Origin of the sequence: Xanthomonas sp. NCPPB 3569, assembly GCF_041475645.2 — a bacterium.
In the GTDB taxonomy this organism is placed as follows: domain Bacteria; phylum Pseudomonadota; class Gammaproteobacteria; order Xanthomonadales; family Xanthomonadaceae; genus Xanthomonas; species Xanthomonas phaseoli.
Map to the genome: position 1 here is coordinate 2635569 of NZ_CM192969.1, position 23984 is coordinate 2659552.

The following is a 23984-nucleotide window of genomic DNA, read 5'->3' on the forward strand; positions in this document are numbered from 1 at the left end:
CAGGCATGCGGGTCACACCGCGCAGCCGTCAGGCCCGCAGGCATCGGGCCCGCCCACTGGCGTCGATTCGGCCGCCAACTGCAGCAGCGCCTGCGCAAAACTCTCCGGCGGCTGCGCGCCCTGGATCAGCGCGCGGCCGTCGATCACAAAGCTGGGCACCGCACGGATGCCCAACGCGGCGGCCTGCGCTAGCTGCGCTTGTACCTCGACGGTGCCTTCGTCCGATTCCAGCATCGCCTGCACACGCGCCGCCGTAAGGCCGCCGGCCTCGCCGGCACGCACCAGCGTGTCGGTCGCACCCACGTTTTGGCCTTCGGCAAAATGCGCATGGAACAGCGCTTCCATGACCGCGTCCACATTGCCCTCGTGGCTGGCCAGCCAGATCACACGATGCGCACGCAGCGTGCTGACCTGCACCTGCCCACGGCCGAAGTCCAGCGGCAAGCCTTCCGCCTGCGCAGTGGCCTGGGTCTGCCCCAGGATCTGTTCGACCCGTGCCGTACCGCCGAACTTCGACGCCAGGGCCTCGCGCAAGGGCGTCGGCTCCAGGCCGGCATCTGGGTCAAGCTGGAACGCGTGGTAATGAATGTCCAAGGCCGGCGCCTGCGCGCCAAGTGCCGCAAGGGCGGCCTGGAAACGGCGTTTGCCGATCCAGCACCAGGGACACACTACGTCGGACCAGATGTCGATGCGCATGAGCTGGGATTCGTTTCTTGGGGATGGGCAAAGCATAGACGGGATAATGCAATCGCGAAGTGTTTGCCGATGCCGAATGGGGGAGCGGTGATTAAGCGCTGCTAGGCGGCCTGGTGTCGCGCACCGATCTGTTTTTACGCATCGCCCATCCTAACTCCCGTATCAGGCCTTCAAGGCACCGAGCTGCGCGCCTGCCTTTGCAAATCCAAATCCCGACTCACAAAGCCTCTTTCCACTGCTTGAATGGATGCGAGGCCAGGGCCAGGTTGTAATAGCGCACGTCGTCGGTGACTTCGGTCCCGACCCATTCCGGCGTGGCGAATGCGTCGTCGGCGCGTTCAAGCTCGATTTCGGCCACGATCAGACCGGCGTTGTCGCCGAGGAATTCATCCACTTCCCACACATGCCCCTGGTAGGCGACCAGATGACGGCGTTTGTCGATCAGGCCGCCAACGCACAGCGCCAGCAATGCGCGTGCATCGGCCAGTGGAATCGGATATTCGAACTCCTGACGCGTATGCCCCACCTCGCGCGATTTCAGATTGAGAAACGCACTTTCGCCCTGGATCCGCACCCGTACCGAGGCATTTTGCGTCCCACTGCGCAGCGCCGCCTGATCGTTGAGATAGCCCTGCGCCATCGGAATCACCGCATGCGCGGCGTTGCGCCAGCCATCGCCGGTGACCAGGAATTTGCGTTCGATTTCTAGAGGCATGGGATTGGGGATTCGGGAGTGGGGATTGGTTGAAGCAGGAGCCAGTGCCAGTGCCAGTGCCAGTGCCAGTGCCAGTGACGTCAGATCTTATCAATCCACAGATTGCAGTCGAATCCGAACGCAATAGCGAGCGACATGCGCGAAACGACAGTTGCGACGTAGAGCGAAGGTGTTCGCTTTCGCCAATGCCCAATGCCCAATCCCGAATCACCGCCTCTCAAACACCGCAATGCTTTCCACATGGGCGGTGTGCGGGAACATGTCCATCGCGCCCGCGCAGACCAGCGTGAAGCCCTGCTCGTTGACCAGACAGCCGGCGTCGCGCGCCAGCGAGCCGGGGTGGCAGCTCACATAGACGATGCGCTCGAACGTCTTCAACGGCAGCTGCTGCAGTACTTCCAACGCGCCAGAGCGTGGCGGATCCAACAACAGCTTGTCGAAGCCCTGGCGCATCCAGGGTGCGCTGCGCTGATCCTGGGTCAGATCGGCGGCGTAGAACTGCGCATTGTCCAGGCCATTGCGCTGGGCGTTCTCCTTCGCCCTTGCCACAAGTCCGGCATCGCCTTCCACACCCACCACCTCGCGCACCACGCGTGCCAGCGGCAGGGTGAAGTTGCCCAGGCCGCAGAACAGGTCCAGCACGCGGTCGTCGGGCTTGGCCTCCAGCAGCGCGACTGCATGCGCGATCATTTTCTGATTGAGCGACGCGTTGACCTGGATGAAGTCCAGCGGCCGGAACGCCAATTCCACATCCCATTGCGGCAAGCGGAACGAGAGCGGCACGTCCTGCGGCCACAGCGGATGCACGCTGTCCACCCCGCCTGGCTGCAGGAAAACCGCAAAGCCGTGCTCCTGGGCGAAGGCGACCCAAGCCTGGCGGTCGCGCTCGCTGAGCGGCTGCATATGTCTGATGGTCAAGGCCACCGCATCGTCGCCGGCGATGAATTCGATCTGCGGAATGTCGCGCTTGCCGTCCATGCCTTCGATCAGCGCGGCAAGCAAGGGAATCTTCTCGCCGATCTGCGGAATCACCGTGTAGCAGACGGACAAGTCGGCCACGAACCGCGGGTCGAGCTCACGAAAGCCGACCAAGGTCTTGTCCTTCTTCTCGACGCGACGCACCGAGAACCTGCCCTTGCGCCGATACCCCCAGTTGTCGCCGGTCAGCGCGGGCAGCACGGCTTGCGGAGTGACGTGACCGATACGTTCCAGGTTGTCCATCAGCACGCGCTGTTTGGCCACGATCTGCTGCGACTCCTCCAGATGCTGCAACACGCAGCCCGCGCAGACGCCAAAGTGCGGGCAGCGCGGGGTGACCCGTTGCGGCGATGCCTCCAGCACCTCCACGGTCTTGGCCTCATCGAAATGCCGACTGCGGGCGGTGGGTTCGGCGCGCACCAACTCGCCCGGCAAGGCGCCGCTGATGAAGGTGACCTTGCCGCCCTCGCCGTCGCGGCGGGCAACCCCGCGGCCGTCATGGCTCAGGTCGGTGACCGCGGTCTGGAAGGGGGTACGGTCGAGACGGTTTCTGGTTCTGGCCACGTGGCGACAAGCTGCGGGCAAAAAGGGTGCGTATTGTCGCAGATGCGACCGATGGAGGCCGCGCCGGTCGGCGCAACAATTGTCGCGCCCCACAAACACAGGCAAACTTCCGCTGCGCGCGACAAATCAGGACGCGGCATCGCTGACATGGAGGCAGCATGAACATGGCCACACGCCAGGAACCCCACCCACGCCTACTGCTGGTGGAAGACGACCCGATCAGCCGCGGATTCTTACAGGCTGTCCTTGAAAGTCTTCCGGCCACGGTCGACTGCGCCGATTCCCTTTCTTCCGCACTCGACCGCGCGCGCGAACGTCGCCACGACCTCTGGCTGATCGACGTCAACCTTCCCGATGGCACCGGTAGCGGGCTACTGCGTGCATTGCGCCTGCTGCATCCGGACGTGCCAGCACTGGCGCACACCGCCGACGCCACCATGTCGATGCAGCACAGCCTGCAATCGGACGGGTTTCTGGAAATGCTGGTCAAACCGCTGACCTCCGAGCGCCTGCTGCAGGCGGTGCGGCGCGGCCTGGCACGCGGTCGCTACAGCGTGGCCCCGGTGGGCGTGCTGGACATCGCCGCCAGCGACTGGGACGAGACCGCAGCGCTGAGTGCGCTCAACGGCCAGCAGCACCATCTTAATGCCTTGCGCGAGTTGTTCCTGGCCGAGCTGCCGGGCACCCGGGATGCGGTGGATTCGGCCTTGCAGATCAGCGACGAACAGGCATTACGCAGCCATCTTCATCGATTGCAGGCCAGCTGTGGCTTCGTCGGCGCAGCGCGGCTTGCCGGCGCAGTGCGCCTGCTGCGCGGCGACCCGCACTCGCGCACCGCACGCACCCAGTTCCATGCGGCGGTGGCTGCGTTGCTGCACTGAGCGAACCAACCGCAGCACCTCCTTGCCAGACGTGGTGGGCCAGGCGTCGGCGGCGGTGCGCTTCCGGCTCGGCGCCGCGGCCGATGCATCGTCGTCTTGCCGATCGAGCTGCGTATTGCAGGTGGCACCGGCTCCAGTTGCCGGCGATTGACTGCCTGGAGGAGCGCCAGGCTCGACGCAGGCGTATGCCGTTGCTGCTCGCCCGGTCCACGTCGGTGACGAGAGGAGCGCTCGTGGGCTGGGGTAGGCTGAATGGCTTTCTAGACCAACGGGCGCAGGTACTGCCTGTCGGTTCTCCGAGCACCCGCTTCGCTCAATTCGCTGCTGCGCCGTGCTATCGCCGGTCGCTGCTGGACTTTTGTCCAGCGCTAATCACGCATGCACCTTCAGCACTCCGCGCCATCAACGACGGCGCGCGAGGTCCTCGAGCATTTCCCAGGATTTCAGGCCACGCCCGCCCAGATGATGCAACAGCACGCCGCGCATGCTGCGGCGCAGGCCGGGCATGTCGTCCGCATCCGGCATGACGTCTTCGCCGAGCGCCAGCAGCGCCGCACCGGTGACGGTTTCGCGGCGATCCTGGGCTAGCCGTTCGCTCAACACACGCAAGGCGCCCTCCTGCGGATCCAGCCGGTACCGCGCTGCCGGGTTGATCGGTTGCCCGTCGCTGTCGTGCTGCAGATCGAAGGCGAACCCCAGCCCTTCCAGCACGTCGCGCTCGAACCGGCGCAGCCCCCACGCCAACGGCAGATCGGACGCAAGGTGGGCACGTGCCTGCGCATAACAGGCATAAAGTTCAGGCACCGGATCGTTACGCGGGGCCAGGCGCAGCAGCAATTCGTTGATATAGAAACCGGCCAGCATGGTGTCGCCGACCAGCCGCGGCGCGGTATCCAGCGCTTCGGCCTGGCGCAGTTGGGCCAGCTCGCCGCGCTGCACGGCACTGAACTGGATCAGCTGCAAGGGCTGCAAGGCCGCGCGCAGCGCCTGCTTGCGTGGCCCCTGCACACCGCGCGCCAGCAGTCCCACCCGCCCATGTTGCTCGGTCAGCACTTCCACCAGCAGGCTGGTCTCGCGCCAGGCCCGTACGTGCAGCACAAATCCGCGCGCGTGCTCGATCAGCACGGCAGGCAAAGCCAGGATTGGGGATGCTGAACCGGGGCCTCGGAAAAAGCGCCGGATCGGCCGTCGCCGCGCAGCGCGGCGCGGCGACAGGGAGCCGAGCCACTGCCGTCATCGCCGCACGCGACGTTGAAACATGCGAAAAAACGTCTTCCCGACAGCATGCCGACCAACTGCCTGACCCAGCTCCCGGGTCGCCGGTCCCGGGTTCCCAGTCGCGGCCTTCCCGGCCTCATTCGTAGCCGAATGCCTTCAGCGCAGCCTCGTCGTCCGACCAGCCTTCGCGCACGCGCACCCAGGTTTCCAGGAACACCTTGGCACCGAACAGGCGCTCCATCTGCAGGCGCGCCTTGCCACCGATTTCTTTCAAACGGGTGCCGCCCTTGCCGATCACGATGGCCTTCTGGCCTTCGCGCTCGACCCAGATCACCGCACCGATGCGCAGTAGCGCGCCATCTTCGGCAAAGCGCTCGATCTCGACGGTGGTGGCGTACGGCAGCTCTTCGCCGAGCTGACGCATGAGCTGCTCACGCACCAGTTCGCCGGCCAAAAAGCGCTGGCTGCGGTCGGTAATCTCGTCTTCGCCGAACATCGCCTCGGCCTCGGGCACCAGCTTGAGCAGGTCGCCGACCAATGCCTCCAAGCCCTTGCGCTTGAGCGCGGACACCGGATGCACGGCGGCGAAGGTGCGCCCCTCGCTGACCTGGGCCAGGAACGGAAACAACGCGGTCTTGTCCTTGAGCCGGTCGACCTTGTTGACCACCAGCACCACCGGCACGCTGGCGTCGCTGAGCACGCGGAACGCCAGCGTGTCTTCCTCGTCCCAGCGGCCGGCTTCGATCACCAAGACCGCCGCGTCCACGCCCTCGAGCGAGCCGCGCGCGGCGCGATTCATCACCCGGTTCATTGCGCGCTTCTGCTCGCGGTGCAGGCCCGGGGTGTCGACTAGCACCAGCTGCCCTTCCGGGAAGGTGGCGATGCCCAGCAACCGATGACGCGTGGTCTGCGGCCGGTTGGAGACGATGCTGACCTTCGCGCCGACCAGGGCGTTGGTCAGGGTGGACTTGCCGACGTTGGGCCGGCCGATCACCGCAACGCTACCGCTGCGGTGGGGGGAAGAGGTTTCGCTCACGTGTTTGAATCCAGTTGTGCGATGACAAGAGTCGCCGCCTGTTGCTCTGCGAGGCGACGCGAGGTGCCCTGACCCTCGGCGCGGGCGACGGGCTGCTCCAGAATGCAGGCGACGTGGAACTGCTTGGCATGCTCGTCGCCGCTCTCGCTGATCAGCGCGTAATGGGGCAGCGGCAGTTGCCGCGCTTGCAGCCATTCCTGCAGCCGGGTCTTGGGATCCTTTTCTGCCTTGCCCACCGGCAATGCCGCCAGCGAGGCTTCGAACCACGGCAGCACCACTGCACGGCAACGCTCGAAACCGCAGTCCAGATAGATGGCCGCGACGATCGCTTCGACCGCATCGGCCAGGATCGAATCGCGCCGGTGACCACCGGACTTCAACTCGCCTGGGCCCAGCGTGAGGCGCTCGCCGAGATTCAACGTACGTCCGATCACGGCCAGCGCACCTTCGCGCACGAGTTCGGCACGTGCACGGGTCAATGCGCCTTCATCGGCCTTGGGCCACCGTTGATACAGCGCCTCAGCGATCAGCAGGTTGACGATGCCGTCGCCGAGGAATTCCAGTCGCTCGTTATGCGGTGTCCCGGCGCTGCGATGCCGCAGCGCCTGGGCGAGCAGAGCCGGATCGGCGAATGCGTGCCCGATCGGATCACCGCGTTGGAAGGTTCTATTCGACACCGCGCTTCGTCAGATCCTGTGCCGTATCGAACTTGCCGACCACATCCAGATTGCCAACCAGCTCGCGACGGACTTCGTAGTTGACCTTCATGCGCCAGCCGCCTTCGATCCGCTCGAACTTGACGTCTTCTCTTTTTACATTTTCAGAATAGTTGATGTACAGGCGCTTGAAGAACATGTCCTGCAACTTGGACGGATCCAAGTCGGAAGTGCCTGCTTCATTTGCCAAGCCCTTCATCGACGTACGCACCGCGTAGTACTCCTGGTACATCGGAAACAGCTTCATCCCGATGTACAAACCGAACCCCACCACCGCCAGCACCACCACGAACGACGTCAACGTCATACCGCTTTGCTTGCGCTTCATTGTGCTTCCCCTGGCACGCCGTGCGTGCATTTACTGGATTCCAGTCCCGATCCGCGATGGATCGAAACTCCCCTTGCAGAACCATCCTTCGCAATTGAGCCAGATCAGGAACGCCTTGCCGCGCAGATTGGCTTCCGGCAGAAAGTGCGTTTGGGTCCAGAACCGGCTGTCCTCGCTGTTGTCGCGATTATCCCCCATCACGAAATAGCTGTCCGCCGGCACGGTCCAGTCGCCCTGGCCGGCCGGCATGTTGCGGTCCAGCCATTCCAGCACGGTATGCGTGCGGCCTGGCAGGTCCTCGACCAGCAGCGTGGTGCCGGTCATCTCGGCGCCCTTGCCCTTGCCGATGTACTCGCCCTTGACCGTGTAATGCATCGGTTTGTCGTTGATGTACAGCGTATCGCCGTGGAAGCCGATCTTGTCGCCCGGCAGGCCCACCACGCGCTTGATCCAGTTCTGGTCCGGCGCGTGCGGCGGCTTGAACACCACCACGTCGCCGCGCTTGGGCTCGCCGGTGGGAATGAACTTGGTATTGGTGATCGGCAGGCGGAAGCCGTAGGCGAACTTGTTGACCAGGATGAAATCGCCGATCAGCAGGTTGGGCATCATCGAACTGGATGGGATCTTGTACGGCTCGGCCACGAAGCTGCGCAGGATCAGCACCACCGCCAGCACCGGGAAAAAGGCGCGCGAGTAATCGATGATCGCCGGCTCGCTGTCCAGCAACCCGGCCCTCGCCGCACGGCGCTTGGCCAGAAACAGCTTGTCCAGCAGCCAGATGAAGCCGCTGCCCAGCGTCAGGACAACCAGGATGATTTCAAACCATTTCATTGATGTTCCTTTCGGAAAGGGAATCGAGAATCGAGAATGGGGAATCGGAACAGCAGGAGCACTCGCGCTCTTACGATTCCCGATTCACCATTCCCAGCTACTTATCCATCTGCAGGACAGCCAGGAAGGCCTCCTGCGGAATCTCCACGCGGCCGACCTGCTTCATGCGTTTCTTGCCTTCTTTCTGCTTCTCCAGCAGCTTTTTCTTGCGCGAAACGTCGCCACCATAGCACTTGGCCAGCACGTTCTTGCGCATCGCCTTGACCGTGGAGCGCGAGATGATCTGCGAGCCGATCGCGGCCTGAATCGCCACGTCGAACATCTGCCGCGGAATCAGATCCTTCATCTTTTCGCACAGCTCGCGGCCACGACGATCGGCGTGGCTGCGGTGCACGATCAACGACAACGCATCGACCTTGTCGCCGTTGATCAGCACGTCCACGCGCACGAACGGGCCGGCATCGAACCGCACGAAGTGGTAATCCAGCGAGGCATAGCCACGGCTGACCGACTTGAGCTTGTCGAAGAAGTCCAGCACCACCTCGGCCATCGGCAGCTCGTAGCTGATCTGCACCTGGCTGCCCAGGTAATTGATGCCGATCTGCGTGCCGCGCTTTTCTTCGCACAGCTTGATGATGTTGCCGATGTACTCCTCGGGCGTGAGGACATTGGCGCGAATGATGGGCTCGCGGATTTCCTGCACCAGGTTCAACTGCGGCAACTTGGCCGGGTTGTCCATGTTGACGATCGTGCCATCGGTCTTGAGCACTTCATACACCACGGTGGGCGCGGTGCTGATCAGGTCCAGGTTGTATTCGCGCTCCAGGCGCTCCTGCACGATTTCCATGTGCAGCATGCCCAAAAAGCCGCAGCGGAAACCAAAGCCCATCGCTTCGGAGCTTTCCGGCTCGAAGCGCAGCGCGGCGTCGTTCAGGCGCAGCTTGTCGAGCGCTTCGCGCAGGTCCGGGTAATCCTCCGCATCGACCGGGAACAGGCCGGCGAACACGCGCGGCTGCATTTCCTGGAAGCCGGGCAAGGCATGCGGCGCCGGATCGCCGGCCAGGGTCAGGGTGTCGCCGACCGGGGCGCCATGCACGTCCTTGATGGACGCGTTGATCCAACCCACTTCGCCGGCGCCGAGTGCAGGCAGCTCCTTGCGCTTGGGGGTGAATACGCCGACCTTGTCCACCAGATGGGTGCGCCCGGTGGACATCACCAGGATCTTGCTCCCGGGCTTGATCTCGCCCTGCATCACGCGCACCAGCGACACCACGCCCAGGTAGTTGTCGAACCAGGAATCGATGATCAGCGCCTGCAGCTTGTCGGTATCGCGCGGCTTCGGCGGCGGAATGCGATGCACGATCGCCTCCAGCACCAGATCGATGTTCAGGCCGGTCTTGGCACTCACCGCCACCGCGTCTTCGGCATCGATGCCGATCACCGCTTCGATCTCGGCCTTGGCGCGGTCGACATCGGCGGTGGGCAGGTCGATCTTGTTGAGCACCGGCACCACTTCCAGCCCCTGCTCCACTGCCGTGTAGCAGTTGGCCACCGACTGCGCTTCCACGCCCTGCGCGGCATCCACCACCAGCAGCGCACCTTCGCAGGCAGCTAGCGAGCGGCTGACTTCGTAGGAGAAGTCGACGTGCCCGGGGGTATCGATGAAATTCAGATGGTAGGTCTGCCCGTCCTTGGCCGTGTATGGCAGGGACACCGACTGCGCCTTGATGGTGATGCCGCGTTCGCGCTCGATCGGATTGGAGTCGAGCACCTGGGCTTCCATCTCGCGCGCCTGCAGGCCGCCGCACAGCTGGATGATGCGGTCGGCCAGGGTGGATTTGCCGTGGTCGACGTGGGCAATGATGGAGAAATTGCGGATGTTCCGCATTGAATCAGAGGACATTGAGGTGGGCGCCGGCGCAGCCGTCGTCAGGGTAACGCAGCATTATCGCACGCTCGGCCCCCTTGGGGCCGGGAATTGGGAATCGGGAGTGGGGAATCGGAAAAGCCAGGTGAGCTCTCGGCTCGCGGAGACGCTCCTGCTCTTGCCATTCTCGATTCCCGATTCTCCATTCCCGCCCTTAGCCGCCGGCCTTCAAGGCCACGTAGCTGGTCGCCTTGCCGTCGGTCACCAGCAGCATGATCACGTCGCCCTTCTTGTAGCTGGATAGCGCGCGGTTGAGTTCGGCGACGCTGCCGACCTTGGTACGGCCGACGCGGGCGATGATCAGGCCCGGCGACAGCGGGGGCTGGGTGCTGCGTGCCGCCGCACCGGTGACCGCGGCAATGCGCACGCCCTCGCCCGCTTCCAGGCCCAAGCGGCTACGCTCGGAAGCGGTGAGATCGGCCACTTGCAGGCCGAGCAATTCCACGCTCGCCGGGGCGCCGGGCTTAGCCTCATCGGCGGCGGTGCGCGGCGCAGCGTTCTCGCCGCCGTCCTGCAGTGGGGCCAGCGTGACCGTCACCTTGCGCGGCTTGCCGTCGCGCAAGACATCCAGGGTCACCTTGGTGCCGGGCGCCATCAGCCCGATCATGGGCGGCAGATCGCTGGCGACATCGATCGGCTTGCCGTTGACCGCGCGGATCACGTCGCCCACTTCGACACCGGCCTTGGCTGCCGGGCTGCCGGCCGGAATATCGTTGACCAGGGCACCACGGCTATCCGGCAAGCCCAGGCCTTGCGCCTTGAGCGAGTCGATCGGACCGACCTGCACGCCCAGCATGCCGCGACTTACGTGGCCGGTGGCCTTGATCTGCTCTGCCGCGCTGAAGGCCAGGTCGATCGGAATGGCGAAACTGATGCCCATGTAACCGCCGGACGCGGAGAAGATCTGCGAATTGATGCCGACCACCTCGCCACGCGTATTGAGCAGCGGGCCACCGGAATTGCCCTGGTTGATCGCCACGTCGGTCTGGATGAAGGGCACGTAGCGCTGGTCGGCGTACGGATTGCTGCGCCCGGTGGCACTGACGATGCCGGCAGTGACCGAGTGGTCCAGGCCGAACGGCGAGCCGATCGCCACCACCCACTGCCCCGGCTTGAGCGTGTTGGAATCGCCCAGGCGCACGGTCGGAAGGCCCTTGGCCTCGATCTTCAGCAGCGCCACGTCGTATTGCTCATCGCTCCCCACCACCTTGGCCTTGAACTCGCGGCGGTCGGTGAGCTTGACGGTCACTTCGCTGGCGCCATCGACCACGTGGTGGTTGGTCAGGACGTAGCCGTCGGCCGAAATGATGAAGCCCGAGCCCATCGACTTGCCGGCGATGCCGCCGTCGTCATCGCCGCCGCCAGGCCCCTGCCGCGGCCCGCCCGGCATCTGGAAATCCGGCCCGAAGAAGCGGCGGAAGAATTCCGGCATCTGATCGTCATCAGGCATCGCACCGCCGCCACGGCCACCCGGGCCGCTGCGCTGCTGACGCGCCATGGCATCCTTGCGGGTGATGGTGGTTTCGATATTGACCACGCCCGGGCCGACCTGCTCGACCAGATTGGTGAAGTCCGGCAGCCCCGCCACCAGCTGCGGCGCCGGCGTGGCACTGCGGTTGGCGGCGATCGGGGCGAGGTCCTTGGCAGCGGGTGCGGGCTGCTGCGCGCAGGCGGCCAACGGCAGGGTCATGGCGATCAGGCCGAACATCTGGGTGCGGATGCGATGGTTCATCAGGTTGCCTCCGATGGCAGGGCGACAGGGGCCAGACCCGCGTGGCGACACGGGCCCGGCACGATAACGGAAGGGAGATTGCCGAACGGGTGAAGGCCGGCGACAGGGTCAGTCCTGCGGGGCCTGCGCCGGTGCCGGCCGATTCGACGCCGGACTGGTCACTGCCTGTGGCGCGGGCTCGAACGGATAGAACGCCGTGCCGGGTCGGCTCTGGCGGAAACTGGCATTGAGCGAGCTTTCGCCAGCCCCGGACAAGGCCGCGCGCGGCCACGGACGTGCCTGCAGCGTGGTATCCGGATGCGTGAACGGGTTGGACGGTGTCGCCGCAACCGCAGATGCGGCCCCCGTGGAAGCCGGTGCTGCCGCAGCGACCATGCGGGTCGGCGCCTGTTGCTGACGCGCGGCGGCGTTGCGTGCGACTTGCTGATTGCGGGTTGCCGCGCCGCGGCGAGTAGAGGCCAGCGCAGCGGCAGGCACGGCAGCAGCAAGCGCGGCCACCTGATCCGGCGTCCCCGGCGCCGGTGCGGCCGGCGACTTGGGTGCCACAGGCACCTGCGGGGTCTGCGAGGCAGGCGGAAGCTGCGCAGTGCTGGCATAGACGGGGGTCTGAGCAGCGGGCGGGGCAGTGTCGGGCAGGCGCTCGCGTGCCAGGAACAAGGCAACCGCCGCGACCGAGGCGGCAATCGCTGCGCCACCGCCCCAGCGCCAACGAGCGCCCGGGCGGGCCGCAGGCTGGGCTTGCGGTGCCGGCTCGGCGGCAATGGCACTGCGCACACGCGCCGCGAAATCCAGCGGAGCGGGCGCACTGGCCGCACCGCGCAGCACATCGCCGCACAACTGCCAGCGCTCGTGGCAGCCGGCCAATTCTTCGTCGTGGGCCAGACGGCGCAACAGGAAGCGCGACTCGTCGGCGCTCAACTCGCCGTCGACCAGCGCGGACAGCTGCTGGCGATAGTGAAGTTCGAACTTGTCGGTGGTGGACATGGCAGGGTTCTGGTTCATACGCGGTGTCGCTCACGGGTAGCGCTTTCGGTCTCCAGCAGAGGCCGCAGCTCGATGTCGATGGCCTCGCGCGCCCGGAAGATGCGCGAGCGCACCGTTCCGATCGGGCAATCCATCTTTTGCGCGATTTCGTCGTAGCTCAGGCCCTCCACCTCGCGCAGGGTGATGGCCAACCGAAGTTCTTCCGGTAGCGCTTGGACCGCACGCATCACCGTTTGTTCCAGCTCCTGTCGCATCAATTCACGCTCCGGGGTATCGGTGTCGCGCAACCGGGTCGCTCCATCGAATTGTTCGGCATCGCTGATCTCGATGTCGTCGGTGGGCGGGCGGCGGTTGTGCGCAACCAGATGGTTCTTGGCAGTGTTGACGGCAATGCGGTGCAGCCAGGTATAGAACTGGGCGTCGCCACGAAAACTGTTGATGGCGCGATACGCGCGCACAAACGTGTCCTGGGCAACGTCCTGGCATTCGCTCCAGTCGGCGATGTAGCGCCCGATCAACGCAACGATCCGATGCTGGTATTTGCGCACCAGTACATCGAACGCCGCACCTTCGCCGCGCTGCACACGCCGGACCAGTTCCAGGTCCAGCTCCTGAGGTGTATCGACTTCGGCCATATCGGGCCGCACTCCTGTCAGCCCACCGAAGTCGGGCAATGAGACCGCCATTGAGAAGAAAAGTTCATACCGATCCGTACGACGTCACGCATCAGGGTAGCGGCAGCGATGCACCGCTGGCGACGCCGCGCGCAACGCGCAGATCTCCCCTGTCGACAGGTATGGGTATTTGACGTGAAGGAAACAACCTCTGGATGATAACGACCTTTCCTTCTATTGCCGGATGGCCAGACGCATGCTTCCAGGTTTCGACGGGCTCCGATTCAGCCATTGGCAGGCCGATCTGCGCGAGGACGGCGTGGTGGTGCTCAGCCTCGATCGGCAGGGCGCACCGGTCAATGCATTTTCGCAGGAGGTGCTGCTGGAGCTGGGCGCCGTGGTCGAGCGGCTGGCACTGGATCCGCCAAAGGGCGTGGTGCTGCGCTCCGGCAAGCCCAACGGCTTCATCGCCGGCGCCGATCTGAAGGAATTCCAGGAATTCGATCGCAAGGGCACGGTCAACGATGCGATCCATCGCGGGCAGCAGGTCTTCCAGAAGCTGGCCGAGCTGCCCTGCCCCACCGTCGCGGCGATTCATGGCTTCTGCATGGGCGGTGGCACCGAAATCGCGTTGGCGTGCCGCTACCGCGTGGCGTCCGATGACGGCAGCACCCGCATCGGGCTGCCGGAAACCAAGCTCGGCATCTTCCCCGGCTGGGGCGGCAGCGCCCGCTTGCCGCGCCTGATCGGTGCGCCGGCGGCGATGGACCTGATGCTCACCGGTCGCACGGTGTCGGCCAAGGCGGCGCGTGCGATGGGCCTGGTCGACAAGGTCGCCGCAGCTGCCGTGCTGGTGGATGTGGCAGCCAGCCTGGCGCTCGCCGGCACCACGCGTGCGTTCAAGCAGCGGGCCACTGCCTGGGCGACCAATACCCTGCTGGCACGCAAGATCCTGGCACCGCAGATGCGCAAGCAGGTGGCGCGCAAGGCGCGCAAGGAGCATTACCCGGCGCCCTACGCCTTGATCAACGTCTGGGAGCGGGCGGGCGGTAGCGGCATCCAGGCGCGTCTGGCGGCCGAGCGCAAGGCGGTGGTCAAACTTGCCAGCACGCCGACCGCACGCAACCTGATCCGGATTTTCTTCCTGACCGAGCGCCTGAAAGCGCTGGGCGGCAAGGACGCAGCCGGCGCGGCAGCAGCCCCGATTCGCCACGTGCATGTGATCGGCGCTGGCGTCATGGGCGGCGATATCGCGGCCTGGGCGGCGTACAAGGGCTTCGAAGTCACGTTGCAGGACCGCGAACAACGTTTTATCGATACGGCGCTGACGCGCGGCGGCGAGCTGTTCGCCAAGCGCGTCAAGGACGACGCCAAGCTGCCGGCAGTGGCGGCGCGTCTGCGCGGCGACCTGGCTGGCGCGGGCGTGACCCAGGCCGATCTGGTGATCGAGGCGATCATCGAAAACCCGCAGGCAAAGCGCGACCTGTATCAATCGATCGAGCCGCAACTCAAGCCGGATGCATTGCTGACGACCAATACTTCGTCGATTCCGCTGACCGAATTGCGTGACCACATCCAGCGCCCGGCGCAGTTCGCCGGCCTACACTACTTCAACCCGGTGGCAATGATGCCGCTGGTGGAAATCGTGCAGCACGACGGCCTGGATCCGGCCAACGTCGCGCGCCTGGCGGCGTTCTGCAAGGCCTTGGACAAGTTCCCGGTGCCGGTGGCCGGCACGCCGGGGTTCCTGGTCAACCGGGTGCTGTTCCCCTACCTGCTCGAGGCGGCCACCGCGTATGCCGAAGGCATTCCCGGCCCGGTACTGGACAAGGCTGCGGTGAAGTTCGGCATGCCGATGGGGCCGATCGAATTGATCGATACCGTGGGCCTGGATGTGGCGGCCGGTGTAGGCGCGGAGCTGGCACCATTTCTGCGTTTGCCCATCCCGGCGGCACTGGCGACCGTGGAAGCCGGCAAGCGCGGCAAGAAGGACGGCCAGGGCCTGTACAAGTGGGAGAACGGACGCGCCGTCAAACCCGAGGTTGCCAGCGGTTACACCGCGCCGGCGGATCTGGAAGATCGCTTGATCCTGCCGCTGCTCAACGAAGCGGTGGCATGCCTGCACGACGGCGTGGTGGCCGACGCTGACCTGCTGGACGCCGGGGTCATCTTCGGCACAGGGTTTGCGCCTTTCCGCGGCGGCCCGATCCAATACGTCCGCAGCGTCGGCGCAGACGCGCTGCTGGAGCGCCTGCAGGCGCTGCAGGCACGCTACGGCGAACGCTTCGCGCCGCGCCCGGGTTGGGGTTCGCCGTTGTTGCGGGAAGCGGCAGTGTAAGCCGCATACGCTCATCTTCGGCCTCAAGCAGGCACGGATCGCAACGGCAAACGATGCGTGGAAGGATGCATCGTTGCGCGGTCGCTGCGCTTGGCTCAGATACAAAAAAGAACGGCGAGCCGAGGCCCGCCGTTCTTTTTTCCCTCCCTGCAATGCGACTCAGAAACGCAGACCCACACTGGTGAAGAAATAGCGTCCAGCCTGGTCGTAACCACCCAACGAGTTGGCATTGAAGGTCAAGCTGCCGCCCACTAGCGGCGGCTCCTTGTCGGCGATGTTGTTGATACCCAGGGTCCAGGTGACGTAATCGCCCAGCTGCATCGACCCGGAGAGATCGAAGTAGTTGTACGCCGACACCTTGTTGTCCTGATTGACCAAGCGCACGTCGGTGGTACCGGCGGTGCCATCGGTGTTCCGGTAGTCCAGCTCACCGATGTAACGCCAGCGCAGGCCAACGGTGTAGCGATCGAAGCTGTAGCGCGTGCTCAGCACATGCCGCCATTCGGCACTGTTGCATGCCACGTTCACCACGCCAGCGCAGTCGTAGGTCACCTGCTGCACGCCCGGAACCGGCTCGTATTCCTGCTTGATGGCATAACTGCCCATCATCGAGGCAGTCAGGCGTCCCGGCCCGATGCTCCAGGCATAGGAGGCCGTCAGATCCACGCCCTGGAAGTGCAACGAACCGAAGTTGTCCTGGGAGTTGAAGATCAGGCCGGAGGTGTCCACATCGCTGCCGCGGAACAGGTCGCCGGTCGTGGCATTGCGGCGGATACGGCTACACAGGTCCGCATTACCGGTCACACCGCAGGCGGTCAGGATGTTGGAAGAACCAATGGCTCGGATCGCATCGTCAATCTTGATGTCGTAGTAATCCACGCTCAGATCCAGCCCCTTGACCGGGCTGGCAGCGAATCCGATGGTCCAGGTATTGGCGGTTTCCGGCTGCAGCGCGGTGTTGCCGCCGCCGATCTCGTTGTACTGCCCCGCCGGATTGGCCGCCACGCGTCCGTACTGCGCGGCCGTGACGCCGGTGTTGGCGCACTGCGCCTGGGTAAACGTGGGATTGGCACCGGCGCAGGGGTCGCTACCACTCCACAACCCGATCGTATTTTCGTTGTAAAGCTCGGTGATGTTCGGCGCACGGATGGCACGATTCCAGCCTGCACGCACATGGTACTTGCCATCCGCGAAGGTCGCTCCCAGGCCCGCCTTGTACGTACTCACGCCGCCGGAAATGTCGTAGTCCGAATAGCGATAGCCAAGCTGCATGTCCAGCTGATCCAGGCTGCCCGACTGCGCCAGCAACGGCACTGCGCCTTCTAGGAACAGCTCCTTGACGCTGATATCGCCGGAGACGTTCGAGGTCGGTCCGCCCAGGCCGGTGAAGTTGCCGGTCTGCATATTGCTGTCGGCAACACGCTTGAAGGTTTCGGTGCGGGTTTCCACGCCACCAACGACGCTGATCGGATGATCGCCAGCCCAAGGCAGGCTATAGCCGAAGTTACCGGTGACGTACGCATTGAATACACGCATCGAGGTTTCGTAGTTGACGACGCCGACGCCTTGCAATGCTTGCGCCTGTTCGGCGGTGACGCTGTCGTTCCAGACGCTGTACGGCACGCAGCCATCGAAGGATCCCGGCTGGCAGCCAAGCAATGCGTCGCGCACCCGGGTGGTCACGAAGTCGTTGATGTTTTCCGACTTGGTGGTACTGCGGTTGTAGGTAAACGAGGCGTCGTACGACCAGTTGTCGTTGATATCGCCCTGTGCGCCGGTCGTGATGCTGAAACTATTGGTATCCGATTCGGTGATGCGTGGGCCGCCCTCGACGTTGCGCTTGGCCACATACACGGTGAACTCGTCGTCGGTAATGCCGACATCGTTGCACAAGCTGCCGATCACCGAGGTCGCGCAGTTGACGTTGAGGTCGGTGAAGAACGCACCGGAGGGCGCGATCTGGGTCGAACTCTTGCGGTTGACGAACAACGTTTCGAGGTAGGGCTTGAAGTGTTCGTTGACCTCATACTTGATATTGGTACCGGCGGTGTAGCGCGTGTCCGGCCGCTGGTAATAATTCAGCGGTGCAAAGTTGTAGAGGTTCGGCGAAGCGACCTGCGACCAGGTTCCACTGGCAGAAGGCTGCACGTAGAACGCGCCGGCCGATGGCGCCACCACATAGAAATTTGCAGGATCAGCCGTTGCAGAGCCGCCGCAGGCAGTGCCGCGATTGCTCAATGCACATGCGGAGTAGTCGCGCTGTCCTTGCAGCAAGGGATCGTTCTCGCGCCAGGTGGCCCAGGCAGTTGCATGACCGGATTCGCCAAAGCTGCCACCGATCGCGAGGTCGACGTTGCGGGAGATGCCGTCCAAGCCGGAATTACCGGTGGAATAATCGTAGCCGGCCTCGTCCATCAGCCCACGCATCAACTTGTTACTGTTGTCGTGCTGATAGCCGTTGTAGCCCATATCCACGCTCACACCTTCAAATTCGTCATCCAGCACGAAATTGACCACACCGGCAACCGCGTCGGAGCCGTACACCGCAGAGGCGCCGCCGGTCAGGATGTCCACCCGGCGCACCAACGCTGCAGGAATGATGCTGATATCCGGACTTTCACCGATTCCCTTGGGAATGCGTCGGCCGTTGACAAGGGTCAGTGTGCGCTGCGCGCCCAGCCCGCGAAGGTCGACCGTTGCATAACCCTGGGACCCGTTGTTGGCGAAGTTATCGAACGAGGCAGCAAGTTGCGGGTACTGATTGATCAGATCTTCGACCTTGGTCGAGCCGGTGTACTGGAATTCTTCCTTGTTGATTTCTGCGACCGGACTGGAGGCAGTCATCGTCTGACTCTTGATACGCGTGCCGGTGACACTGATGGCGTCCAGGCTTTTAAGTTCCAGGGCGGGCTGTTCCTGCGCCATCACGGTGCCAGTCAATGCCAGCGCAGCTGCGCCGGCGGTGAGCGACATCTTGATGGCATCGCGCAGTTTGGTGGTCTTCAATCTCATCTCTCTCTCCGACGATCCGAACGGATAAGCGCAACACAAGGCAATACATCTGCATTGATGCAGAGGCATCACGGTTGCTGCGGCGTAGGCAAGGCATCGCGATGCGATGCTCACAGTGGCTAGCGGCAGGCGAAACGGCGCCCGAAAAAACGCTGCCGACCCGATGTTAAGACGATGTCGAAGATAATTAAACCCCCGTTCAGCATCGCTCCTGATTGGTGCAAGAAAGCCCCAAAAAAGTGCAGCGATCACACAATAAGTGCCTCTACGATCGCACCGGATGGGGTCGCTTGTGACGCGCCTATTCGGCTGAGCGTCATTGACCGATAGCGGCGTCCAGCCCGTTCAACTGCAGGAGCGATACACCTGCGTCCTGAAGCTGCTTCACTAGCGGCGCAAGCCCTGCCAGGTGTCGGCGGGAGCTGCGCACCGAACGTTGATGCACCTCCCCGCGCACTTGCGCTGCGCTCGCAGTAACGAACGCCACCGCGCCTAGCTCGGGCACTGTGTCGGTTGCGGCCAGCCCACAGTGGGCCAGCACGCGCGCGATCTGTTGTTCGGTCTCGCTGACCAGTGCTTCGTAATGCACATCCAGAATCCTGCCCGGCAGCACTGCGTGCCAGTGCTGCATGATTTGACGGTAGGCAAGGTAGTACTCGCCGATCTCGTCCAACGCGTAAGAAAACGGATAGGCGTTGTAAAACAAGGTCTTGTACATCGCGTAACAGGTATCGAGCGGATCGCGTGCAAGATGGATGATGTGCGCTTTCGGCAGCGCGGTCGCGATCAGGCCACAGTAGAGATAGTTGATCGGCATCTTGTCGATCGCCACCGGGTGGCCATGAACGACTTCGCGGGCGCCCCGCAGGTACTCCTGTCCGAGCGCAGCGAAATCGATTTTCAGCGATGCCTGCACCGCCGTCAGGCCTGGGTGGGCCGACACGACGCGGGCGGTCGCCTCGCCCAGAACCATGCCGAAATCCATTAGCTCTCCAGCCGAGCGCGCATCACCGTGCTGGATGAGCAGACGCTCCAGCAAGGTCGTCCCCGACCGTGGCAAGCCGACGATGAAAATGAGGCCTTCACCGCCATGACCGGGTTGCAGCGCGCGTAGCGCGGTCTCGTCGTAGCTCTTGCGCACCGCCGCGATCTGCGCGCATTCGGCAGCGACATCGTATTGCAAGGTCTGGCGCTTGCCTGTCGCAGCTGCGGTAAGAGTCTGGAACGCGTCTGCATGCAGCCCCAGATCTTCCTGTTCCTTGGCCAGCGCATACAGTGCCGCCGCCCTGGCAGAGGGCTCGGCAAGCGCCGTGTGTTGCAGCCGTTGCCGCAAATCGTCCAGATGATTGCGCTGCGCGGTCTGCCGGCGCAAGGTGGCGCGCAGATACAGCGCATCCCCCGCCCCTGGCGCCAATTGCAGCAAGCGCTGCAGGGTGGTTTCTGCGGCATCGAACTCACCACCAAAAAATTGCATGGTGGCCAGGTCGTACAACAGCGGTGGCGGTTCTCCCAACAGCCCAAGCGCCTGCTGGTAGGTGTCGCGGGCAGCACAGACATCGTGGCAGGCACTGTATAACGCACCAATCCGCCACAACGCCGTGCCATCGGTTTCAGCCAGGGCGTGCGCTTGTCGGGCGACCGACAACGCGTCATGCCGGCGTCGCAGCTGGACCAGCAGGCTGGCGTACTTGATCAACAGAGCAAGCGGTGCCGACGCGACCGCCGCTGCCCTCGCGATCCGTTCGCCTGCAGTGTGCGGGTCGCCGTGTGCCAGGTGGGCTTCGCTGGCCAATTCCAGCAAATGCGCCTGGTCCGGATACTCCAGACAGGCGCGTTCTGCCAGATGGATTGCCTCGCTGTAACGGCCCTGGCGCAGCCACTGGTACCCTTCCCGCAAGATGCTGCGCAGCTGTAACTCGGTCAATCCACTCTCCTCTCCATGCATTGCATCGGCCGCTCAATCGACGCGCCGGGCGCGCAACGCCACGCCCGCAGGCGTCACCAGCATGTAGCTGCCCATGGCCGCCTTGCGAATCACGACACGCTCGCCCTCGGCCAGATGACCGCGACTGCTCGCTTCTGTCAACGCCCAGCGCTGCTGTGTATCCAACGACACCAGGCGGGTGCCATCGGCTTGATAGGCCACGGCAAGCACGGTCGCGCTCACCTGGGACGGGGCGGACTGCGTGGTGGATGCTGCGGGCGCATGGGCCGCGTGATGCCCAAATTCGCGCATGCCTCTGTCGGCTTCCGCCGCCCGCACCGCCGCCGACGGGGGATAACTGGCGTCATAGCAGGCGAGGCGCGGCAGTGGATCGATCACCGAAGCGCATGCATGCGTCGCAGGCTCCTGCGCCGACACGCTGCCTGCGCAGCTCAGCAGGATCGGCACCCATTGCATCGGTCTGGCCATCTGTCGGTCTTCGGTCATCGCCTGCAGACGAGCATACAAGGCAAGTGGACGACGGTGGGATTGCCGCTTGTGCTTGCTGCCCGGCACCGATTGAACGGCATGTGCACCCCACCTAAGCTGCAATGGTCCAAATTGCTGCATCGCCAGCCGGAACCGCGCATTGAATACCTCTGATCAGCGGGCAGCGCACCTCCTGCAGCAAGGTCACCTGCAACAGGCGATTGCTGCGTATCAATCGATCGTGCGGGACCGCCCACACGCCGCCGATGCCTGGTACAACCTGGGGTACCTGTTCCGCCGCACCGGCGACATCCCTGCAGCATTGCAGGCGTATGCACAGGCGCTGGCATGCGGAGCGGCCGCACCGGAGCAGATCCACCTCAATCGCGCAGTACTGCTCAGCGAGCACCTCGATGACGCCGCCGCGGCGTTGCAAGAACTCGAATTGGCGCTACATTGCCGGCCGGCCTATCCTCCCGCGCTGTTGAATCTGGGCAATCTGCACGAGGAGCTGGGCGCACGTGCTCATGCCATTGCCGCCTATACGCAGCTTCTTGCCGTCGCCCCGGTCGATCCAGCGACGCGGGCACTGCAATTGCAGGCTGCTGCAAGGCTGCTGCATCTGGACCCACCCACCGCCGTCGACGACCCGCGCATGATTGGCCTGACCCAGGCGATCTCTGTGCAAGGACTGGAGCCGCCGCTTGTGGCGACCGTGCTGCATGCGTTGGCCCATGCCTACGACCGTCTTGGCCAGCATCGGCATGCATTCGATACGGCCACCGCTGCCAACCGGCACGCCTATGCGCAAGTACCCACATACGACCCGCAACGCACCCAGCGTCATTTCGACGCATTGATGGCCGCATTCGACCGCGTGGCTGTTGAATCTACGCTGCTGCCGCATGCAGGTGCACACGACGCAACGCCTGCGCTATTTATCTGTGGAATGTTTCGCTCCGGGTCTACGCTGATCGAGCATGCATTGTCGAGCCACTCACAAGTTGCTGCGGGCGGCGAGATGGATGCGCTACCCCGATTGGTCGCGCAAAGGCTATCTCCGTTTCCGCAAGCCGTCAGTACGCTCTCGCAACAGATGCTCGCGCAGCTCGCCCTCAGCTATCGGCGGCACCTCGATGCAGTCGTTCCCGACCAAGCGCAGCTGCGCTACATCACCGACAAGCGCCCGGACAATTTCCAGCTGATCGGCTTGATCAAACGCCTGTTCCCATCGGCACGGATCGTGCATACGCGCCGTCATCCGTTGGACAATGGGCTATCGATCTTTATGCAACAGCTCAATCCGCACGGATTCGGATACGCGGGCAAGCTGGAAGACATCGGGCATTTTTATGGCGCGTACCACCACTTGATGAACCACTGGATGTCGCTCTACCCGGACAGCATCCATACCTTCGACTACGATGCCTTTGTGGCCGCGCCCGGGCCGACCCTGCGCGCCTTGCTGGAATTCCTGCAACTGCCCTGGGAGCCGGCGTGCCTGGACTTCCACCTGGCGGAACGTGCGGTGCGAACCGCAAGCTACTGGCAAGTCCGCCGCCCCTTGCACGGCGAGGCTTCGGGACGCTGGAGATCGTATGCGACGCAGCTTGCTCCGCTGCGCATCGCTCTCGGCAAGGCCGGCGTCCCGCTCCCGGATTGATCAGCGAACAAGTAAGCGCTCATCCGCCCCGGTGCGCTGCGATGGCAGCTTCCATGGCATTGACCATTGCCCGCTCCTCCTGAGTGAGCAGCGGATTCCAGACGTCGAAAATCAGGACTGCCCGGACCTGCGCGCTGTCGTTGCGTGCCTCGTGCTCGATCGAATCGTCGAACACAAGCACTTTCCCGGCTTCCCAGCGTCGCCAGTCATACCCTACCCGAAAGCTGCAGTGCTCCGGCACGATCAGCGGTAGATGCGCCACCAACCGGGCGTTGGTTTCGCCATGGTGCGGAGGAATGGTGGTGTGCGGCGCCAGCACGGAAAACATGGCATTCGGACAGACGCCATCGATCTGCGCCGCATCCACCAGCGATAAAGCGTACGCGGTCGCCGGGCAACGTTGCAGATGCGCTTCCACTGGCTGGCCGTGTGCCCAGAGCGGGTAGGAACTCCATGCCGGCGAATGATTGAGGTCTTTCCATTGATTGACCGGCTGGTCGGGCGCGTAGGCGATGTAAGGAGCAAATCCGCGCGTGTTCTCATCCATCACGGCACGCAGTTCATGCGTGATCGCATCGGTATGACGCTGCAGCTCGTCGATCCAGGGAAATGCGGCTTCCGCGTGAAATGGCAAGGCCGGCAGGCGCGGAATATGCAGGCGATTGGATTGGGAATGAAATGGCCTGGTGCGACCACACGCGATCGCCGCAGCTTCGTCCCAGCGGCCGTGCAGGGCCGCGTCTACTGACGTACGCGGAATCTCCAATGCGGCCCGCAACCTGGCTTCCAATTCCAGCGTGTCCTGCTCGACCGCCTGTTGCGCGTGCAGCAGTTTGCGGCGCAACACCGCTGGCCATTGAGGCTCCGGCGGCGCGACGGCGAGCGCATCGCGATAGACCCCGGCTGCCGCGTGCGGCCGCCCGCGCGTTTCCAGGAATGCGGCTTTGGCCAGCAAGCCCGGCAAAAAATACGCATCCAGCGCCAACGCTGCGATGATGGCTTGCCACTGGCCGTCGAGATCGCCTTGCGCCTGCTTCACCACGGCGATGGTCAATACGATCATCGGATCGCCTGGATTGCTTGATCGCGCTGCCATCAAATACTCCAGCGCTGCAACCGCATCGCCACGTTGATGGGCATGGACGCCTAGGCTGTACAAGGCGTGCGGATGCGCGGGTGCCAACTGGTGGACCTGTCCCCACAGCCGTTCGGCTTGCTGCCATTGACCGGCCGATGCAGCCGTACTGGCCTGCGCAATCAGTGCGGCGATCTGCTCGTTGACCTGCTCGACCTGTCCCCCCATGCCACGTGTCGCCCGTCAGCCATTCCCGTCCGGAT

Annotated in this window: 19 protein-coding genes; 3 read left to right on the forward strand and 16 right to left on the reverse strand. The window is 64.0% G+C overall.

Translation table 11 applies throughout. The features are described 5' to 3' along the window. Positions 1 to 12 precede the first annotated feature (12 nt). From ACCQ03_RS11640 to rlmD, 3 genes are all read right to left on the reverse strand, one after another. Positions 13 to 696: a DsbA family oxidoreductase gene (locus ACCQ03_RS11640; RefSeq protein ID WP_057677988.1), complete on the reverse strand. Its 684-nt coding sequence runs from the start codon at positions 694 to 696 to the stop codon at positions 13 to 15. Positions 697 to 913: 217 nt separating this feature from the next. After that, a complete protein-coding gene (locus tag ACCQ03_RS11645) occupies positions 914 to 1411 on the reverse strand; it encodes a CYTH domain-containing protein (RefSeq protein WP_057677987.1) in 498 nt (165 codons plus the stop codon). A 207-nt stretch (positions 1412 to 1618) separates the two neighbouring features. Continuing rightward, positions 1619 to 2953 (reverse strand): 23S rRNA (uracil(1939)-C(5))-methyltransferase RlmD, encoded by a 1335-nt coding sequence (gene rlmD, locus ACCQ03_RS11650; RefSeq protein WP_209225396.1) that lies wholly within the window; start codon positions 2951 to 2953, stop codon positions 1619 to 1621. 158 nt (positions 2954 to 3111) lie between these two features. On the opposite strand from rlmD, the gene ACCQ03_RS11655 reads away from it, so the two are divergent. Continuing rightward, positions 3112 to 3834, forward strand: coding sequence for an Hpt domain-containing response regulator (locus ACCQ03_RS11655; RefSeq protein WP_008574276.1), 723 nt, complete (start codon positions 3112 to 3114; stop codon positions 3832 to 3834). 402 nt (positions 3835 to 4236) lie between these two features. Here ACCQ03_RS11655 and recO read toward each other — a convergent pair whose 3' ends face one another. From recO to rpoE, 9 genes are all read right to left on the reverse strand, one after another. After that, positions 4237 to 4959 (reverse strand): DNA repair protein RecO, encoded by a 723-nt coding sequence (recO, locus tag ACCQ03_RS11660; protein WP_150145714.1) that lies wholly within the window; start codon positions 4957 to 4959, stop codon positions 4237 to 4239. Between the two features lie 229 nt (positions 4960 to 5188). Beyond that, the gene (gene era, locus ACCQ03_RS11665) at positions 5189 to 6088 is read right to left on the reverse strand and encodes a GTPase Era (RefSeq protein WP_057677986.1); all 900 of its coding nucleotides are present in this window, start codon (positions 6086 to 6088) and stop codon (positions 5189 to 5191) included. Next, positions 6085 to 6765, reverse strand: coding sequence for a ribonuclease III (rnc, locus tag ACCQ03_RS11670; RefSeq protein WP_017155605.1), 681 nt, complete (start codon positions 6763 to 6765; stop codon positions 6085 to 6087). The genes era and rnc overlap by 4 nt, the downstream gene beginning before the upstream one ends. Continuing rightward, positions 6755 to 7162, reverse strand: coding sequence for a DUF4845 domain-containing protein (locus ACCQ03_RS11675; RefSeq protein ID WP_081022815.1), 408 nt, complete (start codon positions 7160 to 7162; stop codon positions 6755 to 6757). Before ACCQ03_RS11675 ends, rnc begins: the two co-directional genes overlap by 11 nt. After that, on the reverse strand, positions 7163 to 7963 hold the full coding sequence (gene lepB, locus ACCQ03_RS11680) for a signal peptidase I (RefSeq protein WP_007970507.1): 801 nt from the start codon (positions 7961 to 7963) through the stop codon (positions 7163 to 7165). Positions 7964 to 8060: 97 nt separating this feature from the next. Next, the gene (lepA, locus tag ACCQ03_RS11685; protein ID WP_057677984.1) at positions 8061 to 9851 is read right to left on the reverse strand and encodes a translation elongation factor 4; all 1791 of its coding nucleotides are present in this window, start codon (positions 9849 to 9851) and stop codon (positions 8061 to 8063) included. 193 nt (positions 9852 to 10044) lie between these two features. Next, complete coding sequence (locus ACCQ03_RS11690; protein WP_057677983.1) at positions 10045 to 11622, reverse strand: DegQ family serine endoprotease; 1578 nt, start codon at positions 11620 to 11622, stop codon at positions 10045 to 10047. Positions 11623 to 11730: 108 nt separating this feature from the next. After that, positions 11731 to 12624, reverse strand: a complete 894-nt coding sequence (locus ACCQ03_RS11695) for a sigma-E factor negative regulatory protein (protein ID WP_057677982.1) — start codon at positions 12622 to 12624, stop codon at positions 11731 to 11733. Then, positions 12621 to 13241, reverse strand: a complete 621-nt coding sequence (rpoE, locus tag ACCQ03_RS11700) for an RNA polymerase sigma factor RpoE (RefSeq protein ID WP_017155600.1) — start codon at positions 13239 to 13241, stop codon at positions 12621 to 12623. The genes ACCQ03_RS11695 and rpoE overlap by 4 nt, the downstream gene beginning before the upstream one ends. Before the next feature lie 235 nt (positions 13242 to 13476). Between rpoE and ACCQ03_RS11705 the strand changes: the two genes are divergently transcribed. Continuing rightward, complete coding sequence (locus ACCQ03_RS11705; protein WP_057677981.1) at positions 13477 to 15558, forward strand: 3-hydroxyacyl-CoA dehydrogenase NAD-binding domain-containing protein; 2082 nt, start codon at positions 13477 to 13479, stop codon at positions 15556 to 15558. A 159-nt stretch (positions 15559 to 15717) separates the two neighbouring features. On the opposite strand, the gene ACCQ03_RS11710 is transcribed toward ACCQ03_RS11705, so the two are convergent. The 3 genes from ACCQ03_RS11710 to ACCQ03_RS11720 all read right to left on the reverse strand — a co-directional run bounded on the left by ACCQ03_RS11710 (position 15718) and on the right by ACCQ03_RS11720 (position 21001). Next, a complete protein-coding gene (locus tag ACCQ03_RS11710; protein WP_209225398.1) occupies positions 15718 to 18570 on the reverse strand; it encodes a TonB-dependent receptor in 2853 nt (950 codons plus the stop codon). A 316-nt stretch (positions 18571 to 18886) separates the two neighbouring features. After that, on the reverse strand, positions 18887 to 20494 hold the full coding sequence (locus ACCQ03_RS11715) for a tetratricopeptide repeat-containing sulfotransferase family protein (RefSeq protein WP_057677979.1): 1608 nt from the start codon (positions 20492 to 20494) through the stop codon (positions 18887 to 18889). A 33-nt stretch (positions 20495 to 20527) separates the two neighbouring features. Further along, the gene (locus ACCQ03_RS11720; protein WP_057677978.1) at positions 20528 to 21001 is read right to left on the reverse strand and encodes a hypothetical protein; all 474 of its coding nucleotides are present in this window, start codon (positions 20999 to 21001) and stop codon (positions 20528 to 20530) included. Positions 21002 to 21143: 142 nt separating this feature from the next. Between ACCQ03_RS11720 and ACCQ03_RS11725 the strand changes: the two genes are divergently transcribed. Beyond that, entirely contained in the window at positions 21144 to 22646 is a 1503-nt protein-coding gene (locus ACCQ03_RS11725) for a sulfotransferase (RefSeq protein WP_057677977.1), read from the forward strand. 19 nt (positions 22647 to 22665) lie between these two features. On the opposite strand, the gene ACCQ03_RS11730 is transcribed toward ACCQ03_RS11725, so the two are convergent. Continuing rightward, a complete protein-coding gene (locus tag ACCQ03_RS11730) occupies positions 22666 to 23949 on the reverse strand; it encodes an aspartyl/asparaginyl beta-hydroxylase domain-containing protein (RefSeq protein WP_057677976.1) in 1284 nt (427 codons plus the stop codon). Positions 23950 to 23984 lie beyond the last annotated feature (35 nt).